The organism is Paraburkholderia dipogonis, assembly GCF_042680985.1.
GTDB lineage: Bacteria > Pseudomonadota > Gammaproteobacteria > Burkholderiales > Burkholderiaceae > Paraburkholderia > Paraburkholderia phytofirmans.
On the sequence record NZ_JBHUFR010000024.1, the window covers coordinates 1 to 16,588 of the forward strand.

Annotated in this window: 14 protein-coding genes and 1 pseudogene; 9 read left to right on the plus strand and 6 right to left on the minus strand. The window is 60.8% G+C overall.

Annotated elements, in window-relative coordinates; translation table 11 throughout:
- Nucleotides 1–483 precede the first annotated feature (483 nt).
- The 9 genes from ACFSNN_RS29655 to ACFSNN_RS29695 all read left to right on the plus strand — a co-directional run bounded on the left by ACFSNN_RS29655 (nucleotide 484) and on the right by ACFSNN_RS29695 (nucleotide 11,713).
- Nucleotides 484–1,032 (plus strand): GNAT family N-acetyltransferase, encoded by a 549-nt coding sequence (locus tag ACFSNN_RS29655; RefSeq protein WP_134466285.1) that lies wholly within the window; start codon nucleotides 484–486, stop codon nucleotides 1,030–1,032.
- A 58-nt stretch (nucleotides 1,033–1,090) separates the two neighbouring features.
- Nucleotides 1,091–2,035, plus strand: a complete 945-nt coding sequence (locus ACFSNN_RS29660; protein WP_134466286.1) for an ABC transporter substrate-binding protein — start codon at nucleotides 1,091–1,093, stop codon at nucleotides 2,033–2,035.
- A gap of 135 nt (nucleotides 2,036–2,170) precedes the next feature.
- Nucleotides 2,171–4,678 carry a TonB-dependent receptor plug domain-containing protein gene (locus ACFSNN_RS29665; RefSeq protein ID WP_134466287.1) on the plus strand — a complete coding sequence of 836 codons (2,508 nt, stop codon included), beginning with the start codon at nucleotides 2,171–2,173 and terminating at the stop codon, nucleotides 4,676–4,678.
- Nucleotides 4,679–4,816: 138 nt separating this feature from the next.
- Nucleotides 4,817–5,818: an LLM class flavin-dependent oxidoreductase gene (locus tag ACFSNN_RS29670; RefSeq protein ID WP_134466288.1), complete on the plus strand. Its 1,002-nt coding sequence runs from the start codon at nucleotides 4,817–4,819 to the stop codon at nucleotides 5,816–5,818.
- A 27-nt stretch (nucleotides 5,819–5,845) separates the two neighbouring features.
- Nucleotides 5,846–7,168, plus strand: a complete 1,323-nt coding sequence (locus tag ACFSNN_RS29675) for an LLM class flavin-dependent oxidoreductase (protein WP_134466289.1) — start codon at nucleotides 5,846–5,848, stop codon at nucleotides 7,166–7,168.
- A 31-nt stretch (nucleotides 7,169–7,199) separates the two neighbouring features.
- The gene (locus ACFSNN_RS29680; protein ID WP_134466290.1) at nucleotides 7,200–9,020 is read left to right on the plus strand and encodes an amino acid ABC transporter permease/ATP-binding protein; all 1,821 of its coding nucleotides are present in this window, start codon (nucleotides 7,200–7,202) and stop codon (nucleotides 9,018–9,020) included.
- Between the two features lie 41 nt (nucleotides 9,021–9,061).
- Entirely contained in the window at nucleotides 9,062–10,003 is a 942-nt protein-coding gene (locus tag ACFSNN_RS29685; RefSeq protein WP_134466291.1) for an ABC transporter substrate-binding protein, read from the plus strand.
- 95 nt (nucleotides 10,004–10,098) lie between these two features.
- Nucleotides 10,099–11,139, plus strand: a complete 1,041-nt coding sequence (locus ACFSNN_RS29690; RefSeq protein ID WP_134466292.1) for an LLM class flavin-dependent oxidoreductase — start codon at nucleotides 10,099–10,101, stop codon at nucleotides 11,137–11,139.
- A 55-nt stretch (nucleotides 11,140–11,194) separates the two neighbouring features.
- Nucleotides 11,195–11,713 carry a GNAT family N-acetyltransferase gene (locus tag ACFSNN_RS29695; RefSeq protein WP_134466293.1) on the plus strand — a complete coding sequence of 173 codons (519 nt, stop codon included), beginning with the start codon at nucleotides 11,195–11,197 and terminating at the stop codon, nucleotides 11,711–11,713.
- Nucleotides 11,714–11,746: 33 nt separating this feature from the next.
- Here the strand turns inward: ACFSNN_RS29695 and ACFSNN_RS29700 are convergent.
- The 6 genes and pseudogenes from ACFSNN_RS29700 to ACFSNN_RS29725 all read right to left on the minus strand — a co-directional run.
- A pseudogene (locus ACFSNN_RS29700) lies at nucleotides 11,747–12,804 on the minus strand (HipA domain-containing protein); the annotation flags it as partial.
- A 266-nt stretch (nucleotides 12,805–13,070) separates the two neighbouring features.
- A complete protein-coding gene (locus ACFSNN_RS29705; RefSeq protein ID WP_134466294.1) occupies nucleotides 13,071–13,640 on the minus strand; it encodes a hypothetical protein in 570 nt (189 codons plus the stop codon).
- Nucleotides 13,641–13,753: 113 nt separating this feature from the next.
- Nucleotides 13,754–14,686 carry a GIY-YIG nuclease family protein gene (locus ACFSNN_RS29710; protein ID WP_279631217.1) on the minus strand — a complete coding sequence of 311 codons (933 nt, stop codon included), beginning with the start codon at nucleotides 14,684–14,686 and terminating at the stop codon, nucleotides 13,754–13,756.
- 102 nt (nucleotides 14,687–14,788) lie between these two features.
- Nucleotides 14,789–15,166, minus strand: coding sequence for a type II toxin-antitoxin system VapC family toxin (locus ACFSNN_RS29715; RefSeq protein ID WP_134466296.1), 378 nt, complete (start codon nucleotides 15,164–15,166; stop codon nucleotides 14,789–14,791).
- Nucleotides 15,166–15,399, minus strand: coding sequence for a type II toxin-antitoxin system Phd/YefM family antitoxin (locus ACFSNN_RS29720; protein WP_134462549.1), 234 nt, complete (start codon nucleotides 15,397–15,399; stop codon nucleotides 15,166–15,168). Before ACFSNN_RS29720 ends, ACFSNN_RS29715 begins: the two co-directional genes overlap by 1 nt.
- A 1,027-nt stretch (nucleotides 15,400–16,426) precedes the next feature.
- A partial coding sequence (locus ACFSNN_RS29725) for a tyrosine-type recombinase/integrase (RefSeq protein WP_377779188.1) occupies nucleotides 16,427–16,588 on the minus strand: 162 nt, incomplete at its 5' end.

Here is a 16,588-nt window from a genome sequence, read left to right on the forward strand (position 1 = left end):
CATTTCGACCTCAAAGCCTCACCCTGAAAGCCTTCGAAGATTGTTCAGGTCCGACTTATTAGACTCGCGGACGTTCTGGCGTGCTCTACCCAATCAAGCTCAATTAAATAATTGAAAGCAATTAGAAATAATCATGCAATTAGTTGACGTTAAGCCCGAGATATAAACTCATTGCACGGCATATGTTTGCCGTGGGATGATTCGAGAAGCAATACAGGCGCGAAAGCAATATGAAATAAACGTGCAACCAACAAATTTCCAGTCGGCCTATATCACCCACATCCAGCACACTGCCGCTATAGCGCGATTAACGACGTCAATTAAATATACGAATTACACGGAATAACGATTCGTTAAATGTTTGGTTCATTCGGAATGGGTGGCCTGTTATCTTCTTTCTGGTTCGACGGCAATCAAAAGTCGTGCGAAAAAAAGAGTTCGACGACAGGAGCGGTAGGGATAAGAGCTATCCCCCGATTCAGCATGACCTACGAAATTATTGACACCACGCCGCTGGATCCGATTGCACGGCCGCTACTGGACGCGCTGAACGTCGAATACACGACACGCTATCGCGAGTTCCGGCCGGCAAGCGCGGCCTCGGTGAGTGAAGAGATGTTGCGTTATCCGGCAGAGCTGTTCGCGCCGCCCGATGGCGGGTTCATCGTCGTCGTACGCAATGGGGAAACGGTAGGCGGCGGTGCGTTCAAGCGCTATGACGCGACGACCGCGGAACTCAAGCGCATCTGGACGCATGCGAGTCAGCGACGTCAGGGATTGGCTCGCCGCGTCGTGCAGGAACTCGAGGATCGAGCGTTGCGCCAGGGTTATCGCCGCGTCTATCTGACCACCGGCTTCAAACAGCCGGAAGCAACCGGACTTTATCTCAGTGCGGGCTACGAGCCGCTGTTCGATCGCTCGATCGCACCGGAGATCCATTTTCGTCTTCCGTTCGGCAAGGATCTGCTGGAGCCGGGTCGCGTCGATTCATTACACGATCTGGTTGCGCCCGAGCCGCTCGGCCAACGGTAGTGACGTGCTCGACGCAGCGCATCGATCAATTCGTTCATCTCATGGGGTACATCAAGTCATGAAGCAAAGCAGGGGAATTCGGGCAGCCGTGGCCGGGACGTTCGCCGCATTGGCAATGGGTGTAGCAGGCATCGCTCTGGCGGCAGGCAACACTTTCAATCTGAGTCCGGATCAGCACGACCAGATCCGGACCACCGCTGATACCGCCGCCATCAAGGCGGTGCCGGCGGCGTTTCCATTTGCCGCTAAGGACGAACTGGTCATTGGCATGACCGTGGCGTGGCCGCCGCTCGGCACGTATGCAACGGATAACAAAACGATCGTCGGCTTCGACCCGGATCTCGCGCAACTGGTCGCGGACGGGTTGGGACGCAAGCTGAAAATCGTGGTGCTCGCGTGGGAAGACTGGCCGCTCGCCGTGCAGTCGGGCAAGGTCGACGCGGTTCTATCGAACGTGACGGTCACCGAGCAGCGCAAGGAGAAATTCGATTTCTCGACCTATAGACGCGACGTGCTCGGGTTTTACGTAGCCAGTTCGAGCCCGATCAAAGCGATCCGTGAACCGAAGGATGTTGCCGGCCTCCGTGTCATTACCGATTCGGGAACGAATCAGGAAAAGATCCTGCTGGCGTGGGACAAAGAGAACATTGCGCACGGACTCAAGCCCGTGCAGATCCAGTACTACGACGACATCGCCGTCAGGGATGTGGCGCTGCGCTCGGGGCGCGCCGACGCGATCCTGAGCGTCAACTCGGCGCTCGCCTACGAGGCGGCGCAAAGAGGAGGAATACGCGCGGTCGGCACCATCAGCGGCGGCTGGCCGATCATGGCCGATGTCGCGATCACGACGAAGAAGGGCAGCGGACTCGCCGCGCCGCTCACCGTGCTGCTGAACGACCTCATTCGCAGCGGTAAATACACGCAGGTACTCGACCGCTGGAATCTCGGTTCCGAAGCGATCGACCAGGCCAAGACGAATCCTCCCGGGCTTCCCAGGAGCTAATTCGTCGGGGCAGTCGATTCTGCCTCGATAAGGTCAGTCGTCAATCACAAGTATTACTACAGAGTGGCTTTGCGCGTGGCTGAGGTCGGCCACGTGCTGGAGCAGTGTGTCCGCAAATAACCAACGGAATAGTCGATGCGCGGGAAAAACAGGAAGAATAGGGCCGATCGGCCCATCATCGGGGTTCGCAGGAAAGTGCTGTCGGTTGCGGTTCTGGCAGCCACCTGCAACAGCGTGGCATGGGCGCAGAGCGCGGCAGCGCCGGCGGAAGCGAGCGACGCCGCCGCCGTTGCACCGAGCGCCGCTCAACCGAATGCGGGAGCCGGAGCGGCCGCTGCGAAGCAGTCCGGCGCGGTGAATACCGTGCAGCAGGATACGGTGGTCGTAACCGGTACGCGTACCGATACAAAAGCAAGCCAGAGCCTGACACCGGTGGACGTGATCAGCGGCGCCCAATTGCGCGCCACCGGTCAAAGCAATCTGCGCGACGCGCTCGTTCAACTATCGCCATCGATCTCGCGTGAGAACTACGCGGGCGACGCCGCGGTGCTGACCGACGCGCTGACGCTCCACGGACTGAGCCCCGACCACGTGCTCGTGCTGGTGAACGGCAAGCGCCGTCATACCACGGCGAATATCGCGCTCGACGGCGGCTTGAACCAGGGCTCGACCGGTGTCGATATCGACATGATTCCGGTCGGCCTGATCGATCACATCGAAGTGCTGCGTGACGGCGCAGCCGCGCAGTACGGGTCTGATGCCATCGCGGGTGTCATCAACATCATCCTGAAGAAAAGTTCGCACGGCGGAGAGTTGCAGACGACCAACGGCCAGACCTATGCGGGCGACGGCTTCAAGAACGGCGAGTCGGCCAATATCGGCCTGGACCTCGGCGGCAAGGGCTTTCTCGATCTGAGCGCGGAATACAACCGTCAGAACCATACGATCCGCACCGGCCCTGACGACTACTTCGGATCGTTCCAACCGGGCCACGGTTACTACAACCCGATCGAAGGCGATCCGGCCAGCACGCGCACGTCGGTGGGTTACAACGCCGGCTACTACCTTGGCGACGATGTCGAACTCTATGGCTTCGGCACGTATGCGCATCGCGACGCGGAGTCTTATCAGAACTATCGTCCACCCTCAGTGCTGCCGCAAATCTATCCGAACGGCTTCGTGCCGGTGGAAACGATCAACGAGAACGACTTTTCGGTGACGACGGGCATCAAAGGCCAGAATCTGTTCGGCTGGTCGTGGGATCTGAGTTCGACATACGGTGGCGACCATGACGTCGTGGGCTTGCGCAACTCGGCCAACACCGGGCTCTATGCGGCGCAGGGCTATACGCCGGCCAGCTTCCACCTTTCCACCGTCAGCAACACGCAGCTGACGAACAACCTCGATTTCTCGCGGGCATTCCAGCTGCCGTTGCTCCCGGCGCCGGTGAATGTCTCGTGGGGCGTGGAGCAGCGCCGCGAGACCTACTCGGTAGGAGCGGGCGATTACGCATCGTATATCGACGGCGGCTCCCAAGCGCTGCCGGGCCTCGCGCCGGTGAGTGCGAGCGACAACTCGCGCAACGTGCTCGGCACCTATCTCGACCTGTCGACCCATCTGACGCCGAAATGGACGGTCGATCTGGCAGGACGCTTCGAGCATTACAGCGACGTGGGCAACACCACCAACGGAAAGCTATCGACACGTTACGACTTCACGCCGGCATTCGCGATTCGCGGCAGCGTCAGTACGGGTTTCCGTGCGCCGTCGCTCGCCGAGGAGTACTACAGCAATATCAACGAATCGCCTGCCTCCGTGTTCGGTCTGCTTGCGGCCAACTCGTCGGCGGCGAAGCTGATCGGCGCGCAGCAACTGCAGTCGGAGAAATCGACTAACTACAACATCGGCTTCGTGCTGACGCCGGTCAAGAATCTGCACGTGACACTCGACGCTTATCAGATCGACATCCGCAACCGGATCGTCGAAGGCGGAACGGCGTCCGGCGCGGATGCCATCGCCGCGATGCAGGCGGCGGGCCTGTCGGTGCCCACTTCAGTGCCGGCCTCGGCGGTATCCGCGAGTTACTTCACCAACGGCGCCAGCACGCGCACCCGGGGGATCGATCTGACCGGCACGTACCACACGGGATTTGGCCAATTCGGATGGATCGACTGGGACCTGGGCGTGAACATCAATACGACCTCGGTCACGCATGTTGCGAACGGTCCGAACGGCAAGCCGGAACTCAACGCGCAACAGGTCGCGTGGCTGAGTACATCGACGCCGAAGAACAAGATCATCGTCGGCGGCACGTGGCACCTCGACAAGTGGGGTGTGAGCCTGCACGAGACGCGTTATGGCGCCACGTCGAGCGAGGAAACCTACATTGTCGGACCGAACGCGTTCTCGACGACACAGTTTCTCCATTTCGAGAATGCAGCCCGCTATATCACCGACGTCGAAGTCCGCTACGACGTGACGAAGAAATTCCAGATCGCGGTCGGCGCCAACAATCTGTTCAACGTCTATCCGAGCAAGCTGCCTTATGAAGCGCAACTCGAAGGCGTGCAGTACGACGCATTCGCTTCGACGACAGGCGTGAATGGCGGCTTCTACTACGCACGCGCCCGCTACGTGTTTTGAAGTTTTCTTGATATGCATAGAAAAATTTGCTCGAACGGTTTTGCACCCCGATAGCCATAATGGAATCAGCAGAGTCGTTCGGCGAATTCCATCCATTTCTTTTCCCGTGTACCGCAGCGTGCATTGGGAGGGTTCGATATGTCCTACTCACTTTCGATTCTCGACAAGAGTCCGATCGCCGACGGAAAGAGTGCGCATGACGCATTGCGCTTTACCGTGCGGCTCGCGCAACGCGCGGAAGCGCTGGGTTACAAGCGTTACTGGATCGCAGAGCATCATGGCGCACCCGGGCTCGCGAGTTCCGCGCCGGAGATCGTCGTGTCGCATCTGCTCGCGCACACCTCGCGCATTCGTGTCGGTTCGGGTGGCGTGATGCTGCAGCACTACAGTCCGTTCAAGGTCGCGGAAACGTTCCGGGTGCTCGCGTCACTCGCGCCGGGGCGCGTCGATCTCGGCATCGGCAAGGCGCCCGGCGGACTGCCGTTGACGACGCGCGCGCTGCAGTGGTTTCACGACAAGGCGAAGAAGCCGGACTTCGCGCATCAGTTCGCCGAACTCGACGCGTTCCTGAAGTGGGGCGTCGCGGAAGATCACCCGCTGGCCGGCGCGATCGCGTTGCCGACGCCGCCTGAAGCCCCCGAGCGCATTCTGCTTGGCGCGAGCGCCGAGAGTGCGGCGCTTGCCGCGCAGCACGGCTGGCAGTTCTGCTATGCCGGCCATTTCAATGGTGACGAAGCGAACATCGAGCGCTCGCTCGATGCCTATCGCAGCGTGACTGGACGCACGCCGCTGCTCGCGCTTTACGCGTTCGCGGCACCCTCGCGCGCCGAGGCGCAGCGCCAGGTCGGCGCACTGCGTATTTTCAAGCTTCAGCTTGCAACGGGGCAGAGCGTCAATCTTCCGAGTCCCGAGGCGGCAGCGGAATTCGCGCGACAAACCGGCGTGACTGACTATCGTCTCGACGAGTTGCATCCACATGTGATCGCCGGCACTGCGGAAGATGTGCGCCAGCAACTCGACGCCTTGCATAAACGATTCGGCATTGAAGAATTCGTGATCGACACCCCGATAACAGACTACGCGCAGCGCCTCGCTTCGGTCGAAGCGCTGGCCGGCGCGGAACAGACTGCACGCGTCTGATTGCTCATTCTATTTACGGACCAGACTATGACTCAGCGAAATCTCACATTCGGCATCATGCTGCACGGCGCGGGCGGCCATATGAACGCGTGGAAGCATCCGGCCGGTCCCGCGGACGCCAGCGTCAACCTGGATTTCATCACCGGCGTTGCGCAGAAAGCCGAGGCCAACGGTGTCGCGTTTGCGTTCGTCGCCGATGGACTTTATATCAACGAGAAGTCGATTCCTCACTTCCTGAACCGCTTCGAGCCCATCTCGATCCTGTCGGCACTCGCGACATCGACCTCGAAAATCGGCCTCGCCGGCACGCTGTCGACCTCGTATAGCCATCCGTTCACGGTGGCGCGGCAATTCGCGTCGCTCGACCTGATCAGCGGCGGGCGCGCGGGATGGAATGTGGTGACCTCGCCGCTCGAAGGGTCCGCGAAGAATTACGGCGGCCAGCATCCGGACCACGAGTTGCGCTACGAGATCGCCGACGAATATCTGGAAGCCGTGCAGGGACTGTGGGATAGCTGGGACGACGACGCATTCGTTCGCGAACGCGAGAGCGGCCGTTTCTTCGACCGCGACAAACTGCATACGCTCGATCACAAGGGGCGGTTCTTCGAAGTCGCCGGGCCGTTGAACATTCAGCGTTCGCCGCAGGGGCAGCCGGTGATCTTCCAGGCCGGTTCGTCGGATTCGGGGATCGCGCTTGCCGGCAAATACGCGGACGCGGTGTTCACGCATTCGCCTTCGCTCGAAGAAACCAGGGCGTTCGCCGACCAGGTTCGCCAGAGCGCGGTCGAGCACGGCCGCGCGGCGACCGACGTGAAGATCTTTCCCGGCATCGGACCCATCGTCGGCGCGACGGCGGACGAAGCCGAAGCGAAGTATCGCGTGATCCGCGACCTGCTGACCATCGACGATGCGCTCGCCTATCTCGGGCGCTTTTTCGAGCATCACGACTTCACGCAATATCCGCTCGATGAACCATTCCCCGAGTTGGGCGATCTCGGCTCGAACAGCTTCCGTTCGACGACCGACCGCATCAAGGCCGACGCGAAGCGTAGCGGTGCGACGCTGCGCGAGGTCGCGCTGGAAGTGGCCACGCCGAAGACGCAATTCATCGGCACCGGCGAGCAGATTGCCGACGAACTGATCCGCTGGTTCGACGCGGGTGCATCCGACGGCTTCATCCTCGGCTTTCCGGTGCAGGCAGAAGGGCTGGACGATTTCGTTCGATACGTGATCCCTGCGCTGGAGGCGCGCGGCCGTTACAGCCGCACCCTGTCCGGCACGACGCTGCGCGATCACCTGGGCCTGCCGCGCCGGGAAAGCCGCTACGTGACCGCGGAAACGGCCTGATGAACGGCATGCCACGCACGAGGACAGCATCATGAACGACACTACCCAGCTTGCCGGTCCCGCTCACGCGGTTCATGCGGCACACGCGATCGGCGCCGATGACGGTCACGACTATGCGCATTATCGGATCGTGCCGGCGCGGCATCATGCGCGCACGGCCGGCACGGTGCTAGCCATCGTCGTGATCGGGCTCGTACTGAATTCGATATTCGGTAATCCGCGCTGGGGCTGGGGCGTCTTCGCGCAGTGGTTCTTCGCCGAGCCGGTGCTCTCGGGGCTCGGGCGTACGCTGGTGCTGACGGCGCTCGGCGCGCTGTTCGGCTTTGCACTCGCGACGCCACTGGCTCTCGCGCGCGTATCGCGTTCTCCGCTACTGGCGGGCTGCGCGTGGGCCTTCATCTGGCTGTTCCGCTCGATCCCGCCGATCGTGCTGCTGCTCCTGTTGAACAACCTCGGCTATCTGTACGAGACGATCTGGATCGGCGTGCCGTTCACGCATTTCGCGCTGCTCAACCAGTCGACCACTGACCTGATCAGTCCGTTTTTTGCGGCAGTGCTCGGCCTTACGTTGAACCACGCAGCGTTTTCGGCCGAGGCGATCCGCGGCGGGATTCTGTCCGTCGATCACGGACAACGTGAAGCGGCCGCCGCGCTCGGTTTACCGGGTGCGCGCCAAGTCCGGCGTATCGTCCTGCCGCAGGCGATGCGCTCGATTCTGCCGACCGCCTTCAACGACGTGATCGGTCTTGCGAAAGGCACGTCGGTTGTCTATATCCTCGCAATGCCGGATCTGTTCTACACGGTGCAGATCATCTATCACCGCAACCTGGAAGTAATTCCACTGCTGATGGTCGCAACGGTCTGGTATCTGATCATCCTGACCGTGCTGTCGGCGCTGCAGGTTCACATCGAACGTTACTACGCACGCGGCGCGACGCGCGAGCAGGTGGCGGTGTCGGCGCTGACCGCGCTATTCGGGCGGTGGCGTGCGGCGCGGGCTGCTCGCAGCGAGAGTTCGGTTCCGTCGGGTCGCCGGCAACGCACGCCAACGACAGGGGAAGCGGCAGCGGGAGGCTGGGCCCAGCGGCGCGTCGGCGGCCGGGTCGGCATCCACAACGTGTCGAAAAGCTTCGGCACGCTGAAGGTGCTCGACAACGTCTCATTGTCAGTCCCGTCCGGCAGCGTCACCGTGATTCTCGGCCAGTCCGGCTCGGGCAAGTCGACGTTGCTGCGCTCGATCAATCATCTTGAGCGCGTCGACGACGGCTTCATCGACATCGACGGCGAACTCGTCGGGTATCGGCGCGAAGGGCGCACGCTCTATGAGCTCAAGGAGCGCGACGTTCTTCAGCGCCGTCGCGACGATGTCGGGATGGTGTTCCAGAGCTTCAACCTGTTTCCGCATCTGAGCGTGCTCGACAACGTCGTCGAGGCGCCGCTCGCGGCGGGCGTGCCGCGGGCGCAGGCAGAGGCGGAAGCGCGCGTCCTGCTCGCGCGCGTTGGACTCACCGGCAAGGCCGATGCGTGGCCACGCCAGCTATCCGGAGGCCAGCAGCAACGCGTGGCGATTGCGCGCGCGCTCGCGCTCAAGCCCAAGGTTCTTCTGTTCGACGAACCCACCTCGGCGCTCGATCCGGAACTCGTCAACGAGGTACTGGACGTGATCCGTCAGCTTGCGCGTTCCGGCACGACGCTGATCATCGTCACGCACGAGATCGGCTTCGCGCGCGAGGTCGCCGACACGATCGTCTTCATGGACGGTGGCCGCATCGTGGAGTCCGGTCCGCCGTCGCGCGTGCTGCTTGATCCGGCCCATCCGCGTACCCGCGAATTCCTTTCGAAGGTGCTTTGAAACGCATGTCACGCAGACAACCCCAACCCACGACTCGACCGATGGCGAAACGCCGGACATTCCTCGGCAACATGGCGGCGCTGGCCGCCGTGCCGCTCGCATTGTCTTCCGGCCTCGCACGGGCCGCCACGCAGTCTTACGATTTCAGCCCGCAGCAGCAAGGCCGCGTGCATGCATCGAAAGATCCGGACGCGCTGCGCCAACTGACGGACTATCGCTTCGTCACACCCGGTGTGTTGACGGTCGCGGTAGCGCCATTCGCCGCGCCGATCGCCACGTACGCGACCGACGCCCGCAGCATCGTCGGCTCCGATCCCGATTATGCGCAGCTGGTCGCCGACGCACTCGGCCTGCGGCTGCAAATCGTGCCTGTCGCGTGGCCGGACTGGCCGCTTGGTCTTGCCTCGGGCCGCTACGACGCAGTGATTTCGAACGTCGGCGTGACGGAGAAGCGCAAACAGAAATTCGATTTCGCGACGTACAGGCTGGGTCTGCACGGTTTCTATGTACGCGACGACAGTCCCATCAAGTCGATCAGCGAACCGAAGGACATCACGGGGCTGCGCGTCATCACGGGCTCAGGGGCCATTCAGGAGCGCATTCTGCTCGAGTGGAACCGGCGCAACGCGGCGCAAGGGTTGAAGGAAGCTACGTTGCAGTACTACGACGACGGCGCTGCGGAGCGCCTTGCGTTGCTGTCGGGGCGCGCGGATGCCATCTTCAATCCGCACGCGCCGCTGGCCTATGAGGCCGCGACGCAGGGGCAGATCCGTCAGGTGGGCACGGTCAACGCCGGCTGGCCGTTCAAGGCCGATGTCGCGATCGCGACCCGCAAGGGCAGTGGACTCGCGCAGGCGCTGACCACGGCGACGAACGGCTTGATCCGTGGCGGGCAATATCGCACGGCGCTGGCACGCTGGGGTCTGCAAACGGAAGCAGTGGCTCACTCGGAAACGAATCCGCCCGGCTTTCCGGATGCCTGAACAAACCCCGGTTCCTGCTGCAAACGCCGCCCCCGGCTGGCGGCGCGCTCAGCCGGGTGCCATCGAAATCGCCAGAAACAACCATTAGGTCCGCTATGTGTGCCGTCCGCATCGATCATCTTGCTTTCCTGACTTCGGGCAATTACCCGGACGAGGCTCCGCTCGCGGGCTTCGAGCGGACGCTCGAACTGTTTCGCGTCGGCGAGGCGCTCGGCTATGACAGCGCGTGGGTGCGTCAACGGCACCTAGAGCGAGCGGTATCGTCCGCCGCGACTTTCCTCGCGGCCGCGAGCCAGCGCACGACGCGCATCGGACTCGGCGCGGCCGTGATCCAGATGGGTTACGAGAACCCGTTCCGTCTTGCCGAGGATCTTGCCACCGTCGACGTGCTGTCGCGCGGCCGCCTGAACATCGGCCTGAGCGCGGGCGCGCCCGCGCACGGCATTCTGCTCGGCGAGCGGCTCTTCGATGCCAATCCTGAACTGATCGATTTCTCGCATGCGCGCCTGGAGCGTCTGCGCCGCAATCTCGCGGAAGAATGGCTGGGCGACGAGGATACGTTCGTCGAATCGGCAGCGGGCCGTGTGCGCCCCCGTGTCACGCCGTATGTGCCGGGTCTGACCGAGCGGCTCTGGTACGGCGGCGGTTCGCGTCGTTCGATCGAATGGGCCGGCCGCAACGGTTTCAATCTGCTGATCGGCAATATCACGACGGGCGAGGGCACCGACGATTATCGCGAGGCGCAGTTACGCCAGCTCGATCTGTTCCGGTCGCATTGGAGCGAAGCGCGGCCGCCGCGTGTTGCGCTAGGCCGCGTGATCGTGCCGACCGACAGCGCCGATGCCCAAACGCGGCAGCGCTACCGCGAGTTCGCCGAAGGGCGCCACGCGCGCACGCTGACGCCGCATGGCGAGCGGCGCACGCTGTTCGTGCCCGATCTGGTCGGTACGGCTGACGAGATCGTCAGCCGCTTGCTGGCGGACCCGGTCGTCGGACAGGTTCGCGAACTGCGCCTCGAATTGCCGTACGACCTGCCGTTCGAAAACTACCAGCAGATTCTCGACGATGTCGTCACGCGCGTCGCGCCTGAACTGGGCTGGCGGCCCGAAGCCGCGCGCGAGGCCGCGGCCGCCTAGCAGCGGCGCGCGGTCATTTTTCAGGTACTTTTTAATCAACAGGCGGAGGTAAGGCATGGTAGCTGTGTTCTCATCAGTCGTGCCGCAGGACCATTTCGCTTACGTCTCGGTTCACGACCCGCTGGCTCGTCCTTTGTTCGATGAACTAGCGTACGAGTACGGCAGCCGCTACGCCGGGCTCATCAATGCCGAGGAGATTTCACACGAACTGCGGCGCTATCCGGACGAGGCGTTCGCGGCGCCGCACGGCGCGTTCGTGCTGTTGTTGCGCGACGCGCAGGCGATAGCGGGCGGCGCGTTCATGCGCCATGAGGATATCGGCACCGCCGAATTCAAGCGTATCTGGGTCAGTCGCAACCATCGTCGTCAGGGGCTTTCACGTCTCGTGCTGGCCGAGCTCGAGGCGCAGGCTGTTCGTCAGCGCTATACGCGCGTGTTTTTGAGCACCGGTCCCCGTCAGCCTGAAGCTATCGCGCTTTATCAGACGAGTGGCTATACGCTGTTGTCGGCCCATGATTTCGGTGAGGAGCAGCCGCCGGGCTATCTGTTCGAGAAGGATTTGCCGACGTCGTAGTCGGGCTGGCGCGGGTGCGCGCCTCCAACCGGTCTATTGGGCAGCAAGTTTCGAGCTTTGCTGTCGCAAGCCCTCAAAGATCCTGTCCGACACATCGTTGGGAAGGCCGGCCGGCAAGAGCGCGTTAACGTCCGCGACGACAGCCTCCGTTATGTCCGTCAGGGTGGAGATCATCTCCTCGACATCAGCCGGGGCTAGCGTGACTCGTTGCCCTTGCGCAATCCAGTCGCGTCGCCGGATCTCATTGATCAGTTAGTGAGCGTTGTTGTCCCGTACCGCCATTGCCAGTTTCACCCGGCGTGCGGAAAGCAGGTTTGGCCCGGTTCCAACGATCGGGTGCGCGGAGATAAGATCGGCGCGGCGTCATAGCGGTTGGACTTCAGGCGGGCGATGCTGAAATTTTTCGCATGACCGTCGGTGGCCGCGAGCATCCAGAAGACGATCTGCGTCATGAAGAAATGGCGCTGATCGCTCGCGGACCGCTCTGAACCTGCCAGAACTTCCATGACCTTCTGGATGCCGGGGCCGCCATCTGATTCATATTTTTCCGCTGCGGATTTCCCGGTCGCCTGGCACATGTCCTCCGGGGAAGCCGCAGGATCTATGAGCCGCCGCTCGCATACCTGCGGTCGAATCGCTCGACGACAAGTACTTTCTGGTCCTCGAAGCTTGCGATGTCGCAACTGGCGATGGGCAAACCATACGCGGCGACGATTTTCGAGCACAGCCACTCGTTTTCAACGGACGTGCGCATGTTTCCGATAAGTCCAAGAGGGAGCTTCAGGATATGCGTGGTCGGGTTACTGCGATTCCGGAATGGCCCACTAGTCGTCGTGCCACAGAAGCGCGGTCTTTTCCTGCGCGCCGGCAATGGACAGGCGCAGGTCGTCGATGGGCTCATGCTGGCCCAAGACCGGCGGGGCCGTTGTCTCCCGCAGTAGCCGCGCGATTTCCGCCTCGTTGAGGGGGCGCCCGCTGATCTGCTCGAGATCCACCGGCGTTTCATCCGGAGGTAGCATCTGGATAGAACCTACGTAGTCTCGGCGACGCCTGGGCAGCAACTCGAAAAGCGACGTGCCGCCAGCTTTGTAGCCTGCTGGACGACCGCACAGAGAGCAGTTCCGAGGTCGATGTTGATGAGGCGTTCTCCGGCTTCCGGCCGTGCGGGGCGCTCAGAGTCGGCAACTTTCATCACGCTGCACAACCCTCGCACGTCGGACCATGCCTCGCAATCGACTTGCGCGAGGACATCTGATATGTCGCTACCTTCCCAAATGACATGAACTCGGTAAGACAATTGATGCTCCCCTTCGCAGGCCGCCGGCCAGCGTCCGGGGCGCTCATGCGCCGAATTTTCCTAGTCGTTGAGCGGGTGCTTCGTCAGCTCGGGGAGGGCTTTCTCGGCGGCGTCCTGCTGTAAGGGCGGTAGTTTAATCGCCTCAAACAGGACGTTTGGAAAACGCGTCACTTCCGTCCAATTTGCCTGTACATCCTTAACGTCGAAGCGCGCCTGCGTATATCCATGATGCGAGCTAGCTGCCGAGTAGGCTTGGACGAACGCATCTCGAACGCTTGGTTCGAGATACAGACAATTTTTCTCCCACCATGCTTGGCATCGGAGCACAACTGGGCCGATTTTCTCGCCATGCACCTCGGCCAATAGTTCGCGCCACAGTGAGAACGCTTCCTGATGCGCGGCGAGACGCTGATCGAGCGCAGCGAGGCGCAAATCATGGCGTTGCTTCGAATTCTCTATTATCTCGTTAAACCGATGCTCGACACCCTTCTGCAAATTTGTGAGTTCCACGATGTCCTCTTTCGTCGCGAGATTCTCGCCTTTTTTCCGGAAATATCCAGGCAAGAATTCACGAACAATAAGGCCGAGTAGAAAAGCCAAAGCGCATAACAAAATACCGACAATGGTCACGTTGTTTCCCTACCCTTTTTAGGTCGACGCCCAACGCAATTTCGTGTAGCTGCGTATACTAGGCTTGAAGCGATGCGAGGTACTCGGCGGCCTTTGTTTGCCGCCCGACACAGTCACGGCTCAGTAAGCGCTTCGATGTAGTCCAGCACGAACGTAACGCTCTCAACCCGCCCCGCACTGAAGTTGTCTAAGTGTTTCTTCTTTTGTGCATGCTCAAGAACACTGTTTCCAGCGGAAAGAATTGCTTGCTTGCTCGCAACGATGAAAGTCATAAGCGCTGTTGGAAGAACATAGCGCGACAACGGGTCCAATAAAAGGTGGAAGCATTCCAGATAAATCGAAGAGAGCTGCTCGATTGTCAAATGAACCCCGTCAATCGAACCAGCACCCAGCCGCCTCGAAAAGGAGCTAAAACACTTTTCCGCGTTTTCTAGTTGTTTCGTCGCGAAGAAGACCCGTCCCATCTCAAAATAACACGAGATGGCCCCTTTTTGAGCGCCTTCTTTGAAGTATTCAAGAGCGCGTTCCGCGGACTTCGTTGTGCCGTCACCGTCAAGACACATCCTCCCTAAAAATGGGTACGCAGGCAGCCCTCCCAGCGCTGCGGCCTGGCGGAACAGCGCAAACGCGTGTGCGTGGTCCAAGAGAATGTCGCCCAGTCCGTAGTAAGAGTCCACGGCGTCATCGAAGGTCGCCCGCCATACCGATGTATGCCGTTCGATTGCCAATTCTCGGTCGGGAGCGGCAGAGGAATGAGCGTGGTCCGGCTCATCGACTGCTCCTGGGGCGCGAGATATAGCGCGCGCAGCTTCGTTAGGCGGTACGTTGAAAAATTCTCTGTTCTCGGAAACGCGGAAGCCGCGCTGTGCCAAGTGTGTATGAACGAACTGCTCGGCTGCGGCACAGTCGGCAAACATTTGTTGGTACACGACAATGAACGGTGTCGGAAGCCCAGTTGCACCTGACAATTCCAGCGCTCTTTCGGCAGGAGACCGCGCAGTCCTACCGATTTTAATTAGTCCTGGCATAGCGCTGTTTGCCAGCACATATACGTACCCACGGTTTTCCAAGTTGCGTCCCCTCTAGTTTTTTTGCTTGCGGCGGAGAAAATGTCTGGCGACCTCGCCCGTTTTCCGGTTGGTCATAATCTAGATCGTGATTACAAGCTCGGAGTACTTCCCAACAGTGTCATCGTCAGTTAGCAGTCGCAACGGCTCGGTAATAGCCTGAGCAACCAGTAACCGGTCAAACGGATCGCGATGAATATCGGGCAGATCGCGAACTGCCGCAGCGTGTGCGGCTGTCACAGGCAGTTCGCGAAAGCCCGCTTCTTCAATGCGGGCTACCAACTCGTTCACGTCTGCGTCCAGCTTCCCGATTCCGGACTTGATTGCGATTTCCCAAAGGCTAGCGGCACTGACGAAAACGGTTTCTGCGCTCAACATGATGGCCTCGGCCTTCTTTGTGAGTTGCTTGTCGCCGCTCATGGCCCACAGGAAAATGTGCGTATCAATCAACAGGCGCATCACCGACCCTCAAATGTCGCTAAAACATCGTCAGGCAAAGGCGCGTTGAAATCCTCAGCGATCTTGATCTTCCCCTTCATCAGACCGAAGCGAAGTTTGGGCTTCGTTTCGAACGATACGAGGCGCACCACCGGGGTTCCTGCCTTCGCGATAACAACTTCTTCGCCACTGACAGCAGCCTCAATGAGGCGCGAAAGCTGCGACTTCGCCTCATGAATATTTACGGTTTGCATAGCACCTCCATCAATATGGGCTTAGTTTAGCCTAGCTAACGTAGAAATGCAACCTTCGAACAGTCCGCGCAAGAAAAAAAGGGCCTGTCGACCCTTCCTTCGGCGCCCCCCGCGCCCCCTCACAACCGTCCACTTCTTCAACGGCCCGCCTCACGGGAGAATCAAATTACCCCCGCGACTATCACACCTAGACGAACAGGATCGGCGTCAATCAATCGCTTTGTCGCCGTAAGTGTCTCGTGTCCAAGTAGCTCGTTGATGTGCCGAAGATCGTAGCCGAGTCGATACAGGCGCACGCCAAAAGGTCGGCGTCCAGACATACGCTCGCCCCCTCGATCCCGGCTTGCGCATGCAGCTTGCGGAACAGTTGACTCAAGGAATCGCATGAGTAACTGAGGCGTTGTCAAGTTGACGGCTGTAGCCTGTCCTGCGTATCCGTGATACTGCTCACAGCTGGCAGGTATCCCTCCAAATTCGGCAAGTTACATCCAGTGCGTCGGTCGTCTGCTGTGGGTCGACTTCAGCCGAATGCCTGAGGTGGCGCATACACAAAGGCGGCCTGAATTCTCTGTTCCTGCGGATCGAGCGTGCGCGCTCTGGAAGTGTCAACTGACGCGATTGCCTGACGCCCTTCAAAACGCCCGTCGCAATCGGCCCTCCCGTAAAGGCTCACCCATCTAAAAATAAAAAACGCAACTAACCGTCCGTCCCTGCAGCGCCCTCCGTGTTCCCAAATCCGGTCTTCAGGAAGCGGGCAGCGCCAGCGCGGCGAGCGGCTCGCGCTGGCCGTGTCTGCCCGCAGTCCGGCAGTTAGATTATCCGCGTGAGCGCCTGCATGTCGCTGGTTCACGGCTGGCCTGACGGGGAGATCATGGGCGTGATTGGGTTGGCTGCAGATGTGGCGGCGGATCGACGCGAATTTTCATTCCGGCTGTCAGGGTCAGCGCGGCGAAATCGTGTGTGCCATCACGCGCGAAGCGCTTGAAGCGCAGTCTTCTCGCTGCGATCGTCCGGGACGCGGCGTGCTCTACCAGTCGATCCGGTGTTTCTCATCGGTCTCGCGGTGCCGCCGATCGTCGTCGACGTGCAGGTACTGACTCGTTGTCGTCAGCGACGCGTGTCCGAGATTGTCGCGCACGAGTCGCAGATCCACCTGCTGGTTCGCCATATGTGAGGCTGCGCTGTGTCT

Excerpts from the sequence above, each read along its gene's own strand:
- ACFSNN_RS29675 (WP_134466289.1), top strand. The coding sequence starts at position 5,846 with ATGACTCAGCGAAATCTCACATTCGGCATCATGCTGCACGGCGCGGGC.
- ACFSNN_RS29660 (WP_134466286.1), top strand. The coding sequence starts at position 1,091 with ATGAAGCAAAGCAGGGGAATTCGGGCAGCCGTGGCCGGGACGTTCGCC.
- ACFSNN_RS29665 (WP_134466287.1), top strand. The coding sequence starts at position 2,171 with ATGCGCGGGAAAAACAGGAAGAATAGGGCCGATCGGCCCATCATCGGG.
- ACFSNN_RS29690 (WP_134466292.1), top strand. The coding sequence starts at position 10,099 with ATGTGTGCCGTCCGCATCGATCATCTTGCTTTCCTGACTTCGGGCAAT.
- ACFSNN_RS29655 (WP_134466285.1), top strand. The coding sequence starts at position 484 with ATGACCTACGAAATTATTGACACCACGCCGCTGGATCCGATTGCACGG.
- ACFSNN_RS29715 (WP_134466296.1), bottom strand. The coding sequence starts at position 15,166 with ATGCGCCTGTTGATTGATACGCACATTTTCCTGTGGGCCATGAGCGGC.
- ACFSNN_RS29695 (WP_134466293.1), top strand. The coding sequence starts at position 11,195 with ATGGTAGCTGTGTTCTCATCAGTCGTGCCGCAGGACCATTTCGCTTAC.
- ACFSNN_RS29680 (WP_134466290.1), top strand. The coding sequence starts at position 7,200 with ATGAACGACACTACCCAGCTTGCCGGTCCCGCTCACGCGGTTCATGCG.
- ACFSNN_RS29670 (WP_134466288.1), top strand. The coding sequence starts at position 4,817 with ATGTCCTACTCACTTTCGATTCTCGACAAGAGTCCGATCGCCGACGGA.
- ACFSNN_RS29685 (WP_134466291.1), top strand. The coding sequence starts at position 9,062 with ATGGCGAAACGCCGGACATTCCTCGGCAACATGGCGGCGCTGGCCGCC.
- ACFSNN_RS29720 (WP_134462549.1), bottom strand. The coding sequence starts at position 15,399 with ATGCAAACCGTAAATATTCATGAGGCGAAGTCGCAGCTTTCGCGCCTC.